At 41.1% G+C, this 21,296-nt stretch carries 16 protein-coding genes; 5 read left to right on the top strand and 11 right to left on the bottom strand.

Going from position 1 to position 21,296, the window contains the following annotated elements:
• Window positions 1-257 precede the first annotated feature (257 nt).
• Window positions 258-749, top strand: coding sequence for a hypothetical protein (locus EHW67_RS02995; protein WP_126160851.1), 492 nt, complete (start codon window positions 258-260; stop codon window positions 747-749).
• A gap of 34 nt (window positions 750-783) precedes the next feature.
• Here the strand turns inward: EHW67_RS02995 and EHW67_RS03000 are convergent, their stop codons facing one another.
• From EHW67_RS03000 to EHW67_RS03015, 4 genes are all read right to left on the bottom strand, one after another.
• Window positions 784-2,349: a hypothetical protein gene (locus tag EHW67_RS03000; RefSeq protein ID WP_126160852.1), complete on the bottom strand. Its 1,566-nt coding sequence runs from the start codon at window positions 2,347-2,349 to the stop codon at window positions 784-786.
• Between the two features lie 21 nt (window positions 2,350-2,370).
• Window positions 2,371-3,153: an enoyl-CoA hydratase/isomerase family protein gene (locus tag EHW67_RS03005; protein WP_126160853.1), complete on the bottom strand. Its 783-nt coding sequence runs from the start codon at window positions 3,151-3,153 to the stop codon at window positions 2,371-2,373.
• Between the two features lie 87 nt (window positions 3,154-3,240).
• Entirely contained in the window at window positions 3,241-4,653 is a 1,413-nt protein-coding gene (locus tag EHW67_RS03010; RefSeq protein WP_126160903.1) for a sensor histidine kinase, read from the bottom strand.
• A gap of 113 nt (window positions 4,654-4,766) precedes the next feature.
• Window positions 4,767-5,318 (bottom strand): CopD family protein, encoded by a 552-nt coding sequence (locus EHW67_RS03015; RefSeq protein WP_126160854.1) that lies wholly within the window; start codon window positions 5,316-5,318, stop codon window positions 4,767-4,769.
• A gap of 257 nt (window positions 5,319-5,575) precedes the next feature.
• On the opposite strand from EHW67_RS03015, the gene EHW67_RS03020 reads away from it, so the two are divergent.
• On the top strand, window positions 5,576-6,361 hold the full coding sequence (locus EHW67_RS03020; protein WP_126160855.1) for a TspO/MBR family protein: 786 nt from the start codon (window positions 5,576-5,578) through the stop codon (window positions 6,359-6,361).
• Between the two features lie 41 nt (window positions 6,362-6,402).
• On the opposite strand, the gene EHW67_RS03025 is transcribed toward EHW67_RS03020, so the two are convergent.
• A complete protein-coding gene (locus EHW67_RS03025; protein WP_126160856.1) occupies window positions 6,403-7,791 on the bottom strand; it encodes an MATE family efflux transporter in 1,389 nt (462 codons plus the stop codon).
• Window positions 7,791-8,822 carry a ferrochelatase gene (gene hemH / locus EHW67_RS03030; protein ID WP_126160857.1) on the bottom strand — a complete coding sequence of 344 codons (1,032 nt, stop codon included), beginning with the start codon at window positions 8,820-8,822 and terminating at the stop codon, window positions 7,791-7,793. Before hemH ends, EHW67_RS03025 begins: the two co-directional genes overlap by 1 nt.
• Window positions 8,823-9,127: 305 nt before the next feature.
• On the opposite strand from hemH, the gene EHW67_RS03035 reads away from it, so the two are divergent.
• The 3 genes from EHW67_RS03035 to EHW67_RS03045 all read left to right on the top strand — a co-directional run bounded on the left by EHW67_RS03035 (window position 9,128) and on the right by EHW67_RS03045 (window position 14,884).
• Entirely contained in the window at window positions 9,128-10,216 is a 1,089-nt protein-coding gene (locus EHW67_RS03035) for a mechanosensitive ion channel family protein (protein WP_126160858.1), read from the top strand.
• Window positions 10,217-10,328: 112 nt separating this feature from the next.
• A complete protein-coding gene (locus tag EHW67_RS03040) occupies window positions 10,329-13,862 on the top strand; it encodes a TraB/GumN family protein (protein WP_126160859.1) in 3,534 nt (1,177 codons plus the stop codon).
• 179 nt (window positions 13,863-14,041) lie between these two features.
• A complete protein-coding gene (locus EHW67_RS03045) occupies window positions 14,042-14,884 on the top strand; it encodes an N-acetylmuramoyl-L-alanine amidase-like domain-containing protein (RefSeq protein WP_126160860.1) in 843 nt (280 codons plus the stop codon).
• 23 nt (window positions 14,885-14,907) lie between these two features.
• Here EHW67_RS03045 and EHW67_RS03050 read toward each other — a convergent pair whose 3' ends face one another.
• The 5 genes from EHW67_RS03050 to EHW67_RS03070 all read right to left on the bottom strand — a co-directional run bounded on the left by EHW67_RS03050 (window position 14,908) and on the right by EHW67_RS03070 (window position 21,086).
• Window positions 14,908-16,188, bottom strand: a complete 1,281-nt coding sequence (locus EHW67_RS03050; RefSeq protein ID WP_238389826.1) for a glycoside hydrolase family 27 protein — start codon at window positions 16,186-16,188, stop codon at window positions 14,908-14,910.
• Window positions 16,178-17,959, bottom strand: coding sequence for an SGNH/GDSL hydrolase family protein (locus EHW67_RS03055; RefSeq protein ID WP_126160861.1), 1,782 nt, complete (start codon window positions 17,957-17,959; stop codon window positions 16,178-16,180). Before EHW67_RS03055 ends, EHW67_RS03050 begins: the two co-directional genes overlap by 11 nt.
• Window positions 17,960-17,970: 11 nt before the next feature.
• The gene (locus EHW67_RS03060) at window positions 17,971-18,495 is read right to left on the bottom strand and encodes a GyrI-like domain-containing protein (protein ID WP_202911904.1); all 525 of its coding nucleotides are present in this window, start codon (window positions 18,493-18,495) and stop codon (window positions 17,971-17,973) included.
• Window positions 18,496-19,007: 512 nt separating this feature from the next.
• Window positions 19,008-19,469: an FKBP-type peptidyl-prolyl cis-trans isomerase gene (locus EHW67_RS03065; RefSeq protein WP_126160906.1), complete on the bottom strand. Its 462-nt coding sequence runs from the start codon at window positions 19,467-19,469 to the stop codon at window positions 19,008-19,010.
• Between the two features lie 150 nt (window positions 19,470-19,619).
• A complete protein-coding gene (locus EHW67_RS03070) occupies window positions 19,620-21,086 on the bottom strand; it encodes a Gfo/Idh/MocA family protein (protein WP_126160862.1) in 1,467 nt (488 codons plus the stop codon).
• Window positions 21,087-21,296 lie beyond the last annotated feature (210 nt).

Genomic DNA, 21,296 nt, shown 5'->3' on the forward strand with positions numbered 1-21,296 from the left:
GCAATTATAAGACAAACCCAAAAATGCGCCTTCACGCTTTGGATTTAAAAATTAAGAATATGGGGATTTAAAAAAATGAAACCCAAGTTATTATCAGGGTGTTAGTAGGTATCACTATGGTTATACGGTGTTAATAGAAAAAAATTATTGTATTATTGTTTCTACTTTATTCGCTTTGGCATTTCGCGCTAAGAGTGATGACGCTTTCCACATTTTGGAGCAATAAACATACAGCTATTAAAAAATCCACACCAAGCTTGGCAATCATCCTTTTTATAGTATTTAGCTATAGTTGCAACGCCCAGAAAAAAAGAGATTTGGAAGATGGCACTGATTTTACCATAGAAGAGGCACAGGCCATTATTGACAAATACAACTTATTGGAGGGAAGCATAATATTACATCCAAGAGATTCCACAATGTCTTCCCTGAAGGGCACAGATCCTAAATTGGCCAAATACCTTTCACAACCGCCTTTGATGCCCATGACCAAGGCTGAATTTGAAAAACAAGTTGCCGCAATGGCCGCCTATCAACAATCAGAAGAGGGACAGATCGCTAAAAAAATTGGAGACTTCTTTAGAAAACATAAAACAACGCAACCTACCGGCGAACAACTGGATAGTTTATACTTGGCAATAGATAAGGAATACGGAACAGATTATTGGAAAAACATAAGAGGTCCCTTGCCCCCAGGCGCAAAGCGTTACTCAAGTGTGGGCAACAAGAACATGACCCAAGAACTTTAAACCAATAGAGGACTTTATAAAAATACAGGGCCATCTAAGGTGTTCCAATGTCCACTTTTACCAATTGCTTTTTGTTACCTCTTTTAGCGTAGTACAAAAGGCTATTGTTCTCTTGGTCCTTCAAAGGCATGGAAACCATTAAAGGGAGTCGGGCTTCACGGTCATCTATTACTTTTTCGTAGCTGATTCTCCCTTCTTCGTCCAAGCGTATCATAAAAACATTTCGGTTCCTGCTAAGACCTTGCTTAAAAATCAGCCTTTCGCCACTCAACAATTGCGGATTCTCCGCGGCCGTACTTATAAGATAATAGGTATTATCCCCACGGGCAAAAGAGCTATATGAAGTATATGCGGCATCTCCTTGGGTAACCTCCGACTTATTTATGTTTCTGGCCCATATAATATCCCCATTCTTGTTTAATTTGGCACTTACAATATCATTGTAGTGAAACCTTTCTATTTTTACCCTAGAGCCAGTAGGATCCTGCTGTACACTGGAGGTCACAAAATATTCCTCGGCATTGAAAAGAATGTCATTGTCATCTGTAATGCTTACATTCTTAAACACTAGATTTTTAATCTCGGTTCCCTCTCCCCTACCAAACTTATCATCCATAAACTGCTGTGAGAAGGGGTTATATTTCTTTTCTTTAATTGCCAAGGAGTTTTTATCCAATTCAAAATAGGCCAAGCCATTATACCTATTGTCCTTTCTATCTGCATAAAAGCCAACACAAACCAATTTATTATCGATCAGAATAGGTTTCAAGGCCTCTGAAAATCTCCCCGGATCGTCAAAGGTCTGTGTTGTGCCACTATTATTGGAAATTTTCAACAGTTCGTATTGAAATTTACGATCGGTTACAGCAAAACGTTTCTTTTTATAAAAGGCCTTTCCTACCAAATACACCTGTTCTAGATTCTTGGAAGTCACAACATTTTCCCAGGCATAATTCTTTTCTTCTATCTGATCGGAAAAATCATATTCAGCCAACTTGTTCAAACCGCTGTTAAACAAATAAATAAAATGTCTTTCATCACGTCCTTTTTTAAAGTGGGTGCTAATAACGAAGGCCGACTTATTCTCGTTGAAAAAGGTGGCTGTGGTAAAGCCAGATGAAAAATTTCTTCTATAGTAATTATGGGCCGTAGGACTAGTAACCTCTTCAGAGGGAATGGAAAGAATTGTTTTGGTCACAAAATTGAAATTTCCAATAGGACTACTGTGTACCACGTAGTCATAAGATCCCTTGCTTGCAACATATTTTAAGAGCAGCAGATGCAATTGACCGTTTTTCACAAAGGCGTTTACAAAATCTACCCCCTTCATTTTGTAATTATACTCCCCAATTAATTCCAGATCCTTATTGTAATGTTCAATAAAATAGCCCTTGGGTTTTAGTATAATTCCCGTATAGTAGGACCTTACCAGAATGGAACCTCCCATGCCGTCATCAGAAATCTCCAAGAGGTTGGAATACTTATACCTATCGTTATATTTCTCTCCAAAGCTATATTTTATGGGCATTTCCTGAGCATTTGTCAAGAAGATAAAAGACGTGAAGAATACAAGTGACCCAAGAATTTTCCTAAGATTCATAACAAGATATTTAATCAAGGGTTAAGCTCCGGGGAAGTCGGCCTTACGTTTTTCAAGGAAGGCCTCTGTGCCTTCCTTAAAATCAGCGGTTCCAAAGCAGCTGCCAAAAGCCTCTATTTCTGTCTTAAACCCATTAATGCTATTGTTAAAACCAGCATTTACCGCTTTTATTGCGTAGCCGATTGCAACTGGGGAGTTTTTCGATATCCTGCTTGCCAACTTTTCACAAAGATCCAACAAATGTTCTTGTTCCACCACTTGGTTTACCAGTCCGTATTCCAAAGCCCTAGCGGCGTCTATCATCCCAGCGGTAAGAATCATTTCCATGGCTCTGCCCCTACCAATAAGTTGTGGTAGGCGCTGAGTACCTCCATAACCAGGTATAACCCCCAAGGAAACCTCGGGCAAGCCCATTCTAGCGTTGTGGCTGGCTACCCTAAAATGACATGACATGGCCAATTCCAGTCCACCTCCCAAGGCAAAACCGTTCACGGCCGCAATGACCGGTTTACTTAAATTCTCTACAAAATCGAACAATTTCCGCTGGCCTTCAAGCGCTAATCTCTCCCCTTCCTCTTGCGAAAAATTAGAAAATTCAGAAATATCGGCCCCTGCCACAAAGGCCTTTTCTCCACTACCGGTCAATACAATTACCTTGGTGTCCCCATCCTCTTCCAAGACCTTAAATACCTGGTGCAATTCCTCTATGGTAGCACTATTTAACGCGTTTAGTTTGGATGGCCTATTTATGGTAATCAAGGATACCTTTGAATCCGTTTCCACCAATAAATTTTGATATTGCATTGTTTTATAATTTAGTTGTTAGTCCTTTTAAATTCTCATGAAAACCACTTAGACAATTACAGCCTTAGTGAAAATATATTGATCTGCCTAGTCCTTTGCCAAGGGAAAATGCACCGTAAAAACCGTCCCCTTATCTTCTTGGGATACAAATTGAATACTACCGTTATAGGTTTCCACAATATTTTTAACCATTCCCAGGCCTAGGCCCATTCCACTGGTCTTAGTAGTAAATTTGGGCTCAAACACTTTTTCTTTGGACTCCATAGGTATTCCTACCCCATTATCCCCTACGGTAATCTTAACATAATCCCCGTCCTTGTTAACCGTCACCAACACACTGGGCTCCTCTAGCCCAGCAATGGCCTGGGTAGCATTCTTAACCAAGTTGGTCACCACTCGAATGAGCTGTGTACGGTCTAATTTAGCTATTATCTCCTCCTCATCCGAAGAAAACTGGATATAGTTTTCATCAAATATATCAACCGCCATTTTTACGATCTTCACCACATTCAGTGTTTCGTTCTGCTGGGCAGGCATTTTAGCAAAGTTGGAAAAAGCCGAAGCTATGCTACTCATAGTGTCTATTTGCTGAATCAAGGTCTTGGAGTATTCAGACACCTTTTTCTTTATATCCGGGTCATTGGGATCAAACTTCCTTTCAAAGTTTTGAACACTCAATCTCATTGGTGTGAGTGGATTCTTTATCTCATGGGCCACTTGTTTGGCCATCTCACGCCATGCCTGCTCCCGCTCTCCTTTGGCCAGTTTGGCCGCACTAATTTCCAACTCATCAATCATTTCATTATAAGAGGTGATCAACTTCCCAATTTCCTCACTGGGATTTTCTATGATTATTTTCTCATTCCTCTTGGTCAGGTCAGTCTGATCCAACCTATCGGAAATAGTCTGCAAAGACCTGGTAATATACTTCGAAATTAAATATGCCAACCCAATAGCCAATAGCATCAGTAGGAGGTACGCTCCGGTAAGCCTTAATAAGATTTCCTTTAACTCCTTGTCATTAAAGGAATTATCCTCAAAATAAGGGAGATTCAATATCCCTACATGTTTAAATCTCCTATCATTAATATAAGTATAAGAAGCCTGATAATGGTACCCTGCAGCCGACTTTTGCTCCACGTATCGCTTTGTGGGCGTGCTAGCCAATTTGTTCAACACCTCTGCATCCAAACAGGTAGATATTGAATCTATTTCAAATTTGGGCCTGGAGCTCTTAATGAGCTGGCCCTGCAAGTCATATATGTTAAAATTAATATTCTGAACCAAGGCAATCTCATAGATCTCATCCTTAAAAATATGCCCTAAATTTTCCGTAGTGACCGGATAAGTAGTTTTTTGCAGCACCAGATCAATACTCTGCTTTATCTGCTCTTCCTTACGCTCCATTCGTTCAGCATGGTAATCCCTATTTTGCTCACTGTATTGATAAATGGTAACCGAAGCAATAAGAATAAAGGCAACGATCACCCAAAAGATCATGGAAACAAAAATTCGGGAACGCAATGAAATATTCGTCAGCAATTGAAATTAATTTTTATAATAAAGGTAGCAATTATCAAGCCAAAACAAATCAACAATACATTGAAGTAAACTTAGGCATCCGGGTTTTTATCACGGATCCGTTTATAGAGTTTAATGCCCAACATTAACAATACGCCCAAGCCTACAATCCCCACAACACCAAAAATCCAATTAAAGGTTCCTTTTAAAATCACCAAAAAAACCACGGCAAACAGTATTAAGGTGGCCCCTTCATTCCATATGCGCATAAATTTTGAAGTATATCTTACCTCATCCCGCTGTAATTGTTTAAAGATCTGATGATTTTTTAGGTGATAGGCAATTAGTAAGAGTACAAAGACAAGCTTAATGTGCATCCATGGTTGCTGTAACCATGCAGGATACAATATCAACAACCAAATAGCAAAGAAGGTTGCCAAAACAGCGGAGGGCCAGGTAATAATAAACCATAGGCGCTTGGTCATCAGCTTTAACTGACGGGTTAGTATTTCCTTCTCCGGGGAGGATTTTTGATTGGCCTCAATATGATAGATAAACAATCGCGGTATATAAAACAATCCCGCAAACCAGGTAACCACAAAAATAAGGTGCAAGGATTTAATATAATTGTAATAATCGGTCATAAGTAGACAATTGTACGGTAAAGATAGTAGACGCATTAATATAAAACTAATCTTTGGCCCCCAAGCGCTTTTCATCTTTATAAACAATGTCTCATATACCGAAGCAATACTTAAGCCCCCGGGTTTTTCCTTCATATTTCACCCACAATTCCTTAACCCCAATAAGGAAGGGCAGCAGCAATGAAATTTTGAACTGTGCAAGGGACTATATTTATAACATGTACGGGATTCCCTATAAAGTTCCGTAATTTAGGTACATGCAAAAAAAATTATCCATTATAAACCTAATATCAGTGATTTTGGTCATTGCCGTTAATTATGCATCACAAGCCCTGAAAATTAACGATACCACTATTGGGGAAACAAGTCAGCGGTATACCAATCTTTTTACCCCTGCCAGTTATGCATTTGCTATTTGGGGCCTTATCTTTTTAGGCTTAATGGCCTATGCCCTTTATCAAATAAAAGTTGTTGTATTTGACAGGAAAGAACTGGCGTATATAGAACAGACCGGGTATTGGTTTGCCATTGCCAATGTGCTAAATGCCCTATGGGTCATTGTTTTTGCCTATGATTACATGGGCCTAACGGTTGTTATTATTGCGGGAATACTATTCTCCCTTCTCAAAATTATTATCAACACCAACATGGAACGGTGGGATGCCCCCAAAGAAATAATAGCCTTTTCCTGGTGGCCCATATGTCTTTACGGCGGATGGATTACCGTAGCCACCATTGCCAATGTTGCCCTTTATCTCACCAAAATAGGTTGGAAGGGCGGATATTTAACCGAACTACAATGGACCATTGTACTTATTGTCGTTGCCACGCTGATAAACCTGGTCATCATTTACAAAAGAAACATGCGCGAATTTGCAGCTGTTGGTGTCTGGGCACTGTTCGCAATTTATATTAGGCACCAAAACAGTTTGGAAATCTTGGCAAATACCGCATTGGCGTGTAGTGCAATTCTTTTGTCCGTAATATTGTTCCACGGATACAGAAATAGAAAATCCAACCCCTTTTTTAAGTTTTTTAATTAGTAATAAACCGCTTGTTTACCTATTGCTTTCATATTGACTGCCTAGGCTTGGTGTTCTACCAAAGTGGTTTGTATCTCTTTCCTCAAGAAAAAACCTGTAACCAGGGTAGCTAGGACATCTGCGATGGGAAAGGAAATCCACACCCCTAGTTCCCCTAGGTAATTTGGCAAAATTAATATAAGTGGTATAAAAAAGAAGCCTTGCCGGCTCAAGGTCAGCAATAGTGCGGGTACGGCTTTTCCGATAGCTTGAAAGTAAGCTGCACCGATCAATTGAACGGCTATTATGGGAGTTGCCGCAAATACCAAGCGCATGGCAGAGGGGGTGTGTTCCAACACAAAAGCATTCATGGCGAGTTCATGGGACGACATATCGGGGCGGTCACTTAAAAACAGTGCCGCGATGCCTTCCGGAAAGATCATTAACCCTATAAATACAATAAATGCCAGACCTGCAGCATACCGGATGGCGGTATTAATGGATTCTCGTACTCTTTGGTATTTTTTTGCACCATAGTTAAAACCTGCAATAGGCAAAAAGCCTTGGGTGACGCCAAAAACAGGGAAGAGCGCAAACATGAGCATCCTACCAATAATGGCATAGACAGCAATCATAGCTTCACCACCTAAGCCAAAGAGGATATTGTTCATCAACAAATAAATTAGGCTGATTACTGCTTGCCTGGACAAGGTTACGAAGCCCAAAGCACCTATTTCCCTTAATATAGCTCCATCCAGTCCAAAATGGGACCAATTGAGCTTTAATTCGGAATTTTTGGATAGAAAAAAATACAGTATATAGGCAAAACACAGAAAATATCCAATAGTGGTAGCCCAGGCAGCACCTTCCATACCCCAATCCAGAAGATAGATAAAGATATAATCCATTAAGAGATTACCAACCGAAGGAATTATCATGGCATTCATGGCAAACCTTGGTTTCCCCTCTGCCCGGATTACGGTATTGCCCATCATACAAAGCGCCAAAAAGGGCACTCCGTACAATACAATGATATAGTAAATCTTTGCCGAGGCAAATATCTCACCCTTTCCACCGAAAATTGGAATAAGACTGTCTACATAATACAGTCCCAGTATTACCATGGAAATGGTGACCAAAAGCGTTAAGGCTATTTGATTTCCGAAGGTCTTTAAGGCTTTTTGTTTGTTACCTTCCCCTAATGCCCGGGAAATAATGCTAGAACCACCAATACCTATGGCCATTCCCAGGGCAGCAATAAAAAAAGACACTGGCAGTACTACATTTATGGCAGCAATGGCAATAGATCCTATCCAGTTCCCAACGAAGATAGAATCGACCAGTACGTTCAGGGACATGACCAATATACCTATAGCAGCCGGTACCGCCTGCTTAACAAGTAATTTACCTATTGGCTCACTGCCCAGTTGTTCTGCAGAAACCCTTGCCATTATACTGGAAGTGTTTCCTTAAGCTCCCAGTCTTTTATCCACTTCACCATTACATCTACCCAATCTTGGTTGTCGTTAAGACAAGGTATGTGCTTATAATCTTCCCCACCGGCTTCCTGGAACTGATGCTTCCCTTCCATGGCAATCTCCTCCAAGGTTTCCAAACAATCCGCCACAAAGGCCGGCGTAATGACAGCCAAGCGCTTAATACCTTCTTTTGGAAAACGCTCAAACTCATAATCGGTATACGGCTTTAGCCAAGGGTCATTGGGGAGCCTGGACTGAAAGGACAGACTCACCTTATCATTGGAAAGGCCAAGATTTTCCTTTACTTTTTCGGTCATCTCATAACACTGATGGCGATAACAGGTATGATGTGCCACCGAATTGGTCTTACAACAGTTGCTATCTATCTTGCAATGGAATTTTGTGGGGTCGGACTTCTTTATATGCCTTTCCGGAATACCATGGTAAGAAAACAAAATATGATCGTACTTAAAATCCTTGAGCCCCTCAGCTATGCTTTTGGAAAGAACATCTATATAGTCCTCGTTCTTATAGAAGGCAGGAAGTGTGGTAATGGCCATATCTGGAAAAAACTCATCCTTGACCTGCATGGCCTTGACCACTACAGTTTCAAAGGAGGACATAGCGTAGTGAGGGTACAATGGCACCAACAACACCTCATCCACACCTTTTGCATGAAGTTCCTGCATTGCTTTCTTGATGGTCATACTCCCATACCGCATTCCTAAGGCAACGGGGATTTGGGTCTTCTGCTTCACCTTTTGGCTAAAACGTTCCGATATAACAATGAGGGGAGAGCCTTCTTCCCACCATATTTTCCGGTAGGCCTCGGCCGATTTTTTAGGTCTTGTCCGCAAAATAATCCCCCTAACTATAATGTTTCTCAACCATAAAGGCACATCTATCACCCTTTCATCCATTAAAAACTCGTCCAAATACGGCTTTACATCCTTAGGTGTGGGACTATCAGGGGAACCTAGGTTTACCAACAAAACTCCTTTCATCTTACTATTTTAAACTGTTACTTTCCAGACAAAAATAACATTTGCACAGGAACTATAATTTAATTCCCATAATTTGTTTTTCTATACGGCCATAGATAATTCCAATTGATAGGCTTTATTGAATGTCCAAGTCAATTAAATACCGAAAAGTATAATAGTTGAATTGAAAACCTAACTACAATAGCCATTAAGAAGTGTTCTGGAATGTTTACTACAAAATTTCCAACAACGATAAAACCTATACCGATTAGGGTTCATATATTAACTGGTTTTTAGTATGTTACAAAACCTAAAACTGCAACTAAATGGAAAATATTCTGAAAAATGTAGACAATGAAACATTGATATATGCCTCGGCAACCTTTGTTCTTTTGGCCGTACTGTATATCCTCATCACCTACACCCTGCGAAAATTGGGAAGGAATCCAAAATACCTAATCCCAAAAGATGCCATGAAAAGGGTTATGAATCCGTTATTAATATTGTTCCTGTCCTTATTGATCCGATCAAAATCTATACATTCCCTCTTACTTTTAAGCGATTTTAGCCCTACCATCACTAAAATAAGCACCATATTGATCATATTTTCTATCACTTGGCTTATAATAGTGGCACTAAAAATTACCAAGAAGCTAATTGTGCATAATTATGACGTGGAGGCTTCGGACAATTTAAGAGCGAGAAAGATATACACCCAATTCAATATCTTGGAGCGCATTTTTATATTCCTCATTATAATTTTGGCCCTTGGGGCCGCCTTAATGAGTTTTGAAAGTATACGGGAAGTTGGGATAAGTGTCTTTGCCTCTGCCGGGGTAGCCGGTATTATAATAGGATTCTCTGCCCAAAAACTCATAGGTACCATTTTAGCCGGAATACAGATTGCCATCACCCAGCCCATAAAATTTGACGACGTTGTGGTGGTTGAGGGGGAATGGGGGCGTATAGAAGAAATAACCTTGACCTATGTGGTTGTCAATATTTGGGATAAAAGGCGACTTATAGTGCCTACCACTTATTTTATAGAGACCCCTTTTCAGAATTGGACAAAAACCTCGTCCGACATATTGGGAACCGTCTATCTCCATACAGATTATCGGGTTCCTTTTAAGGAGCTCAGGGAAGAATTAACCCGCATCTTAAAGGATACCCATCTTTGGGACGGCAAGGTAAACGTGCTACAGGTCACAGACTCCAAGCCACAGAGCGTGGAAATAAGGGCTCTTATGAGCGCAGTGGACTCCCCCACCGCTTGGGACCTGCGTGTGCTGGTCAGGGAAAAATTAATTAGCTTTTTACAACAAAATTATCCGGAGAGTTTAGCCCACTCCCGTGTTTACATTGCCCAAGGCACTGAGGTTAAGAACAATATAAAAGAAGACAAAAACAACTAATACAAACGGTATAATTATTGATGGGTTAATACAAATAAAAAGTTAATTATGTACTAAGCTTTTATTTCTATAAAAATTATAGGCATTTTTAACGCTTAATTTACAGATTGGTATGCGCGTATTTTTGGGTTTTATTCTCTTCTTCATAACCCAGGGTTCTTTTTCACAGGAAAAGCATAGTCTTTTATGGGAAATTTCCGGAAATCATTTGAACAAGACATCCTATTTGTACGGGACCATGCACGTTAGCCAAAAGATAGCTTTCAGATTGGACGACGTATTCTATGACGCCCTTTACCAAAGTGAAGTGGTAGCATTGGAATCGGACCCGGACAAATGGCTGGACGATTATGACAAAATTCAAAAACCCGGCATGGGCCTCAAGACAGGTTTTATCACCAAGGGGTTTTACGTACACCCATTTTCCTTTAAAAACCCTTCCAAAGAAATACTGGCCGCCTATTTGTCCTTGGATGACCAATTGGTAAACAACATTCTTTACCGCACCAATAAAACCTCTCAAAACTTTGAGGAAGAGACCTATCTGGATATGTTTATATACCAGGCCGGGAAAAAATTCCACAAACCCATTGTGGCCTTGGAAGACTTGGAAGAATCCACTGCCCTTGTTGGCAAGGCCAATATGAACGCCATGAAGCCCAAACCGGATGAATGGTTACAAAAAAAGATGCAATCCCAAGATGTAATGTCCCTACTACAGGACGCCTATAGGGAACGCAACATCAATTTGATAGACTCCTTGGACCAGGCCATGTATACCGATCATTATTTAAAAAACATGCTCTATGCGCGGAACAGGAATATGGTTGCCAGACTAGACTCTCTAATAGGCATAAAAAAAGTCTTTGCCGGTATAGGCGCCGCCCACTTACCCGGAAAAAATGGGGTTATCGAATTATTGCGAAATAAGGGGTATACCGTTAAACCCTTAACCTCCAGGTATTCCTATAAGGGAAAAGCGCTAAAAGACTCCTTGGAAAGCAGGATCCTGATCAATCAATATGACCAGCGGACTCCAGACGACGAGCTTTTCAGCATAGCCCTGCCCAATAAGCTCTACCCCATAGCAGAATACAAGAACACCACCTACGTTTCACCGGACCTTGCCAATGGGAGTTATGTGATGGTCAACAGGATCCCCACCTTTTCCTATTTAAAAAAGGACCACACCTACACCTTGGACGACATAGACAAACTTTTGTTTGAGAATATTCCCGGTACCATCCTAGAAAAATCGAGATTGAAAAACTCCCGTTATCCCGGAATGGACATTAGGAACCAATTAAAAAATGGGGATTTTCAACGCTATCAAATTTATATAACCCCTTTGGAGATCCTACTATTTAAAATGAGCGGAAAAGGGGATTTTGTACCCCGGCACTCCGACACTATTTTTAATAGCATCAGTTTTAGGGAGCCAATAAAAAAACGAACGGTACTTTTTTCAAAATTCCGGGATTTTAAGGTCGAGATGCCGTCCAACTACAGTTTTACCAACCAAAAAAGGAAGGGAAATAGGTTGATCCAGGCGGTTGACCCTGAAACCTCATCCTACTATTTTCTCAAAAAGGCTACCCTTAATGATTTTAATTTTATAGAGCAAGATAGCTTTGAGTTAAAGCAAATCCAGCACAGAATCTACGAGGACCTCAAGTTAAAACCCGAGTACGGATCCATAGACGGCCATAGCCTAAAATCCTCCGCACAGTTTGGATCCAATGTCAACCAAAGACTTTACCTAAAGACTATAATAGATGCAAATAATTACTACCTATTGGGAAGTGTTACCCAGGACAGCTCCCTGTCCGAAGAATATTTTGACTCCTTTACCCTGCAGCAACCTCAATATACCAATGAGTTTAAAAAAATTAGGGATACCGCCATGTTCTTCTCCACTATTAGCCCCATTAGTCCTCCAAAATTTGTAGAAAACAGCATCAACTATTACGAGCGTCACAAAAAACCTAAACCGTATAGCGCTTATACCAAGAAGTCGGTTTACCAGCACCATGATAACCAAGCCATTTTGGTCACGGTCAACAAGGCCCATGATTTCCTAATGTTTCCCAATATCGATTCGGTATGGGCACTTAGGAAAAAATTGTACTCCCAAAAAAACTTTCATATTAGCAGGGAGCAGATTCCACAATACAACAACAAGTACCATGAAATTAATTTAACATTGACCGATACGGCCAGTACCAGGGGAATCCTTATAAAAAATATTGTGAAAGGCGGACTCTTGTACGAGGTCAAGGCAATTGTGGATACCTTAACACAGCCAAATAGGTTTGTTGCGGAGTTTTTCCAAAACTTCACTCCCTCGGATACCCTTATAGGTTCTTCCATACTAGCGGATAAGACACCACAATTCTTTAAGGCCATTCGCCAAAACGATAGTATATTGCTAGATGGCTATCCCTTTGTGAAGTTTTATAAAAAACACGCAGATTCCTTAAAATACTATATTGGGACCTACGCTTTTAAAGACAATCAAAGATACTTACGATCCTACCTCATAGAAAAATTGGCCCAACTAAAAGGAGTAGACCCTACAGCCTTCTTTGAAGCCTATTACACAAAGTCCTATAACAACTCCAAGGCCCAAACCAAAATATTACAGGCCATTGCCAAGAAGAAGGACGAGGCTTCCGCAGAATTGCTCCTACGCCTTATGCAAACCGACCTGCCCCTGGTTTCGAGCAAACAGGAAATAAACAATATATTTCAACCCTATCTGGACAGCCTGCCCCTTGCCAAAAAATTATATCCCGAAATATTGGATTATAGTGCCATAGAGGAATACAAATCGCCCATCTTCTCCATGTTGGCAAAGCTAATGTCCCGTGGTCTGGTAAAGCCCAAGAGCTACAAAAAATATAAAAACCAAATACTGAACGACGCCAAGATTCAACTAAAAAGACAATTAAGTTTGGCCCAGGACCTGCTATCACAAAAAGAATCGCCAAGAACGAAAAACAACAATTACGATATCTTGGAAAACTATGCCATACTTCTTTATCCCTATATTGAAGAAGGTGAAGTGGCCGCATTTTTCAGAAGACTCTCCTTGGTAGAAGACCCCAACATACAAATGTCCTATATTGCCTTACTTGCCAAACATCAAGGAAATCACGGAAGAGGAACAAACAACATACCAAAAGGTTTAATCTCTAAATTAAGCGAAGATCCCAGTACCCGCCTTACACTTTTCAACAAATTAAAAAAGAATGGTAGATTGCACATTTTTCCGGCCCAATACCGAAGTCAAAAATCCATAGCCGAAGCAATACTTTTCAAACAGCTAGAATTAAATAAAGAACAATACACAATAGAATTCGTCAATGACCAAAAAATGTACTATCCCAGTACAGATTACAAAGGATATATGTTCAAGGTAAAGGACAAGGACAGCTATGGAAACAATGGAAAAATGTACTTATTGGTATTTCGTAATTCAAGAAATATTCAAACACGGCCATTCTATATAAACAAAGGATTTAATATAACGGACATTAGTACTGATGAGGAGATCATAAAATTAACTACCGAAGAGTATAATTTAAGGAACAGACCACGGGCCATTGTGAACGACCCTTCTTCCTATGCGGGTTTTATGCATTAAGAAGAACAACTCAGTTGCAACCCAAAGACTGTGATCACAATCATTGAACAAATTAAGAATATATGCGTGTTACAGATCCTTGAACATTTTTAATACCAAATAGTATAAATAAACTTATATATATTTATATTTTAGATATTTATAAAAAAAATTTAAACCAACACTTTAAACAGATCGTCATGAAACAATGGTCGTTACTTTTAATTATTGTCTTTATTCTACAATTGGGATTTGCCCAAAATATAATTTGCCCCATTCAGGACCGGGAGGCATTTTCTGCCAGAATGGAAGCCATCTCCCCATTGGAAGGAGCCGCAATAGGTGATAATATGGTGGCCATAGGTAAGATGTTTATGGGCACCCCCTATGTGGCCAAAACCTTGGAAATAGGCGCAACAGAATCCCTGGTAATTAATCTGCGCCAATTGGATTGCACCACCTTTGTGGAGAACGTCCTGGCCTTTAACCTAATGCTACTGCAGCATAAAACCGATTTTGAATCCTTCACCCATTTTATGGAAACCATACGGTATAAAAATGGAAAATTGGATGGGTATGCCTCCCGCTTACATTATTTTTCCGAATGGATCGCCAACAATGAAAAAAAGGGGCTCATAAGAAATATCACCTCAGAAATAGGCGGTGTGGAGACCAACAAAGAAATCAATTTTATGAGCACACATAGGGACCTTTATCCCTTTCTTAAAAATGAGGACAACTTTAGAAAAATTCAAGCCTCGGAAAAATTTCTAAACCATAAATCGCTCTGTATTTTGCCACAGGACCAGATCGAGGCCAATGAACATTTGATTCGGTCTGGCGACATTATTGCACTGACCACCTCTATTAACGGGCTAGACATAACACACACTGGAATAGCAAGCAGGGAGGCAGATGGTAGAATTCATTTATTGCATGCTTCCACAGGGTCTATGGAAGTGGAAGTCTCACAATTGCCATTATCCGATTACCTAAAGGGCATTAAAAGCAATACGGGAATTATGGTTGCACGCCCCTTATAATCATGACATATAGTGCCCTACCCCTATTGATCTTTATACTGAAATACATTAAAGGGCTTCGCTGCCCCCTTAATCTTTAGTACTACAATACCATGCCCTGGAACCTCCCTAGTAATGTTTTCGGTAGTAGCAGTACCGTAATCCTTTTTTTTCCAAATATCCCTAAGGGTGTAACCTGCTGAGGAATTGATCCCTATACTGGAAAGATCAAAGGAAATAACCGAAGGCTGTTCCGATCTGTTTAGCAGCCCCACTACCACTTCACCACTCATAGTAGACACCATAGGTCTGGCCCATACCTCCAGGTCGCCCTTGTCCGTAATTCGCCTGGCCTGATAGACAAAAGGACTTTGGTTAATGGCTATCATCTCCCTGTTGGAAACAATTTGATAGGTTTCCTGAGACATATTTGTTAAATCATTCCCTAACAAAAGAGGCGATTGCATTAGACACCACATTGAAAAATGGGTTCTATCCTCTTCTTCCGTCATACCCCTTCCAACTTGCAACATATCCATATCGTTGTAATGACCCAGGGAGCTATACTTCCAAAGATCCGCATTCAAATCTACAATATGCAGTATAGACTCAAATTTGTTTGATATATCACCGGAAATTCTCCAGGAATCAGCTACTTGTGTCACCCATTTTCCCGGAAACTTCCATCTACATACGTTATACACCACATTGGGATTGATACTCTTAATCATCCTTCCTATTTCAGTATACCGTGTCTCCTCGTCCAATCCCAACCATTCCCCTCCGCACCAATCTACTTTTATAAAGTCATATTTCCACTCTTTAAGGTAAAGGGTCAAATCCATTTGGTCATGGCCATAAAGCCCCATTCCAGAACCTATGGTATCCTTATCCCAAAAGGAAGCACAGGTATTGATTCCGGCATCGGAATAAATTCCCGCCTTTAAACCCTTGGAATGAATATAGTCCGCCAAGGATTTCATACCTGATGGAAACCGCCGCTTATGAACCTTTAAACGCCCAATACTATCCCTTCCCCCATAAAATCCGTCATCAATATTAATAAAGGAATAACCAACATCCTTTAAGCCCGTTGCCACCATAGCGTCGGCTTGGGATTTAATTATTTCTTCATTGATATTCACCCTATAATTGTTCCAACTCGCCCATCCCATAATGGGAGCCTCCTGCCTATTCTGCACACTTTCCAGCGCAATATTTTCCAGAGATGGATTTTTGGAGGCCGAATCTTCCTTTACATTACAACACAACATTAATAGGCCCAGTAGTGATGTCACGGTGTTTTTAAATAGTCTAATTTTCATTATTCTTGAGTATTGATTGTAATTTTTTGCCCACTTTTCGGTAACCTTTTGCATTGGGGTGCAAACCATCCGAAAACAAACTGGCATCTATTTTCTTATCCTTGCCCAATAACACGCCACCGATATCTGCATAATCCACATTTTTAGAGGTCGCCAGTGTAGCCATTCTCCTATTTAAATTACGCATACGATCCTCCTTATCTACCCTTGGAAACAAACCCAATAATAACAACCTTGCCTTAGGCTGTCTTACTTTCACGGCATTGATCACCATTTCCAATCCACTGAGAATCTCTTCATCCGTATTTAAATGTTCGTTGTTGGTGCCAATCATCAGCACTATTTGCTCCGCGTCAAAGCCATCCAGTTCATCGTGATATATTCTCCAGAGTACGTTTTCCACTCTATCCCAACCAAAACCAAAATTACGAACCTGAAGCCCTTCCAAATTCTTCTTCCAAGAATCGGCCCCATTACGCAAGGGGGCTTCAGGTGATCCTCCCCAATAATGGGTTATACTATTTCCGAAAAAACAGATGCGAGGGGCTTTTTCCCGATTCATTTTCAACAATTCCTGATGACGTTTTTCCCAGTGGTACAATCCCGGCTCCCTAGCTTGGGTTACCGGTATGGTTGTGGATGTAGTCCCAATAGGCTCATTTATTACATGCCGAATCTTTTTTTCATAGGCGACCGCATATTCCATCATTCCCAAATCCGTAGGGTGGGTGCCATCTACAAAACTCTCCATGGACAGATTCAGCTCTTCCTTGGTCAACAAATGAACACCCCTTACTCCACCGGCCCGTAATTGAGCAAAGGCCTCCTTGGCTATTCTATTAAGATCTGTATAGGTTTTATGACGCTGCGCATCCACAGTGGCATCCGAATATCCATCATGTTCTACGACTAAAATGGGGGTAGTGGGACGCTTTGTTCTTATTTGTTTCACAGCAGACATAATAAGCTGTCGCACGTCGTTCAACGAACGATCTTTGGTGGCCCCCAGGTTAGGCAAACAATCCAGCACATATACTTTGGCGTCTATCTGGGCAATATACGCTATCAGTTCTTTCTCCAATCGCCCATTTCCACTAAAAGCCAAATTAACAAGTGGCCTATCCAATTTACGGCCCAGAATAGAGGTCCATGCCATACCAGGACGGGAGGCACAGGCACCCTGGGCTATAGAAGTCCCATATACCACTATGGGTTTTTCCTGCCTTAAAGGCAGTGGATCCAACACAGCATCTTTAGGCACTCCAATTTGCAACCATTCCACTTCGTTATACAACGGCAGATACAATTGAAACTCCCTGCCCATTTCATGAAACTTATCCTTTGGGTCGATATTGGCATAATGATATTGTATGGTATCGGAAAAGGAATACTTCCCCCTATGCCACAACCAACTCCCCTCACTTGTCTTTGCATAGAGATCCAACCCGCTAACCCCAGTTGCCGGCATATGGGGCATAGCATGCCTGCCTTTCACTTTATACCGTACCTTAATAATTTGGGCATCCGTACTAAACCTTATAGAAAGTCCAGCCGAATGTTTGGACAGATTCCAAACGGCAGGGCGCACCACTTCTTTGGCATGCTCTGGCAACCTATGATAAAAAGAAGATACCTGACCTGGCCACGCCTGCCCCTCTACTACCATTTCGTCCGTGTTTGCCGGGTTCCACCAAATCATTTCTGTACCCTCTTGGGCATAATTCAACTGAAAAACCAGTATCAAAATACCCATAAACCAATTTGTTCCCATATCCTACTATTTTATTTTCTAATCCTAATTGGCACCCAAACCTCTTCTTCGGAATTAGGGTCGTTGCGCCTATACCTTTCCCCCATAACCTCAAAATGCTCCCTATTATCCAGCTCATATCTTGATTTAGGCAACCAATTCCCAAAAATAAACTGAGCAGTTTGTGAAAAGGAATTTGGTAAGCCTTTGTGTACAAATACTGCATACATACCTCCTAGCAAGGTATAGGCTTCCATACCATGCGGAACCTCAGCAGCATCCTTCACCTCAACAGCTGCCCACTTTACAAATTCCGTTTCCGCATTAAATTGGGAAAAGCTCGGCCGCCCTTCATAGATCTGCATGCAGATCAAATTAGTTGAAATGGGAGATAGTACTTCCTTTCTTCTCGACATAAATGCTCCCCAAAGTTCCCCAGTACGGTCTTGTGACAAGGACATTGGCAGATATATACCCACCAATTTCTTTTCAGCAACCACTTCTATACGCGGTTCCCTACCAACATTCCCTTTTTGGGTACCTTGCTGTCTCATCATTGCCTTGTTTTTATTGCGGTACAAAAATTAATTTTGACAGGCTAAATATAAAGGGATTATTACAAACTATTCACAATAACATGGGCCATTCCAACACTACAACCCTCAAAATCCCGATTGGGATCCAAAGCCCTTTCCCATTTAAAGAAAACAGAAGAAATACAATAATAACCGACCCGTTTCCATATACTACACCCGCCTCTTAGGCCAGGATATTCCATATACGAAAGTACCTAGCAAGCGCCCTGCCCAACATAACCACTATATGGTATTAAATAGCCTATTTGGACTTACCGTTAGCCGAATCACAACAAACCAACTGGTCTGTTGTGGCGGATTAGCCAGTGCAAAATTAAGACTTCCCTGCATTTGGTCGACCTTAGTTGCCGTAGCTCCCATTTTAAAAGGTTTTTGAAATAGGCCCAAATACAAAGAACCAACCGATTGGTTGGTTCTTTGTATTTGGGCCTGCTGCACCACAACATATAATTCCCCGAACAAACAGGTCTCCTTTAATTCACGGAAATTAGGGATACTTCAAATATAAGCACCGATCCTCCTGGTATACCATTGTAGTCCCAGCTTCCGTATCCCAAATGGGAAGGCACCAATAGTATTCCATTACCGCCCTCCTTAAAATACGTTATTCCTTCAGTCCAGCCTTTTATAACTTGATTAAGTCCAAAGGTAATTCCTTCCGAATCACTTTGATCAAATACAGATCCATTAAGGAAATATCCTTTATAGGCCACGGTAACATTGGAAGTGGCTTCTGCCTGAGCCCCTGTTCCTTCCTCTTCAATTACATAGTAAAGACCGGAATCACTACGTAGGGCCTCTAAATTGTTCTCTGCTACATAGGCCTGTATATCTGCTTCATTTTTGGCCGTATAATCTATATTCTCCTGCGTTTTTTTTTCGGTTTCGCAGGATACAAATAAGACCAAGGCAATTGCAAATAGCGTATTCTTCATCATGATATTTTTTTGGGCTAATATAGCAAATTACCCCAATGAAGCAACGCCAATTTAGGAAAACCGAACACTATTTTCCCTACTAAAACAAAACGCCCATAAAATGCCATAACAGCATCATATGGGCGTATTTTTGACTTACTTTTATACCTATACCACAAAACCCGGCCTATAGTTCCTAGTTACAAACTGATTGGCCTCCTCTAGGTTGGTAATACGCATGTTTTCCCCATCCCAAAGCAATTTCTTGCGGGCAAAGAATTCCATTTTTCCTTTTTCATTTTCCCGTTGCAATAGATAGCTTCGTATTGCCAGGTTACCCATAAGCACTGTTTCGGTCATAGGTCCGGCATAATCAAAGGAAGAGGTAAGGCCTAGGTGCTCCTCACTTCCAAAGCCAGCTTTACAAGCGTCTATCCACTTGCGATGATGTCCGTATTCCGGTTCGTCATTTGGTTCCACTTCGGGACCAAAATCGGTACTTCCGTCATTCAGGTATAATTTGGGCATAAGGGCCGAACTGTCATTGATATTGGTTGAGATGATACCTTTTTCCCCGATCATAAGCACCCCATTCTGACTTCCAGAGCCACCTATATCATGATCTGCAGGGATAATATCCGGGTGCGCGGGCCTAATTCCGCCATCGCTCCAGCTCATTTCAATTGGAGAACCACTCTTTTCCGTTGCACCAAAATGCAGTGTAATAAATGAGGAGGCCGGACAGCCTTCAGGGTGATAATCGGCATTCCACATACCACTATAAACCGCCCCTACACTACACTCCGCATCTGTAGGGTATTTTAATCCGAGCGTCCTAAACGGAATATCTATAAGGTGACACCCAACATCACCTAAAGCCCCAGTACCATATTCCCACCAACCTCTCCAGCTAAATGGGTGTATATTGGGGGTATAGGGCTTGTATTCGGAGGGTCCCAACCATAGGTCCCAATCCAGGTCTTTGGGTTTGGCAGTAGGGTCTGGTTTTGGGAATGCGCCTCCTTGTGGCCATACAGGCCTATTGGTCCAGACCTGTACCTTGGAAATTTTCCCCAGTACACCGGAATCTACCCATTTCTGTACCATTCCCAATAGTGGATTGGAACCTCCTTGATTCCCCATTTGGGTAACAATCTTTTTACTCCTGGCCATTTCTGTAAGCACCCTAGCCTCTCTAATATTGTGGGTCATTGGCTTTTGTACATACACATGGACTCCGCGCTCCATAGCATATTTGGCAGCAGGGCCATGAACGTGATCCGGGGTGGAAATGGTCACTGCATCAATGCCTTTTTCTTTGTCCAACATCTTCCTAAAATCAGCATAAAGCTTTGCCTTTGGGAAGCGCTCAACAGATTTGGAGGCAGAGCCGGAAAAATCCACATCACATAAAGCCACAACCTTTTCCCTACCCCCTACGGAAGCGTTTCTAATATCACTGGCCCCTTTTCCTCCTGCACCAATAGCGGCAATATTCAATCGGTCACTGGGAGCCGTATATCCCACACCTCCCAATACATGTCTAGGTACAAAAAAGATGGAGGAGGCCATGGCACCTTTCTTAATAAATGATCTGCGTGAACCGACAGATTTGGCTGATTTTGGTTTTTTCATAATTATTGATTGTTACATTTTTACTTTATACTATATAGCCGCCTAAAACATTCCCTTATGGCATTGCTGGGCTAAACTAGCTAGACACCATATAATGAAGGTCTTAAGGACAAACAATATATAACATATTTACAAGGATATTCTCTGAGATTTTCTCAAATACTACTACAATTTTAACCCTCGGGAGAGACCCGGGGCCATTGGCCATAA

Origin of the sequence: Arenibacter aquaticus, from assembly GCF_003957295.1 — a bacterium.
GTDB classification, from domain to species: domain Bacteria; phylum Bacteroidota; class Bacteroidia; order Flavobacteriales; family Flavobacteriaceae; genus Arenibacter; species Arenibacter aquaticus.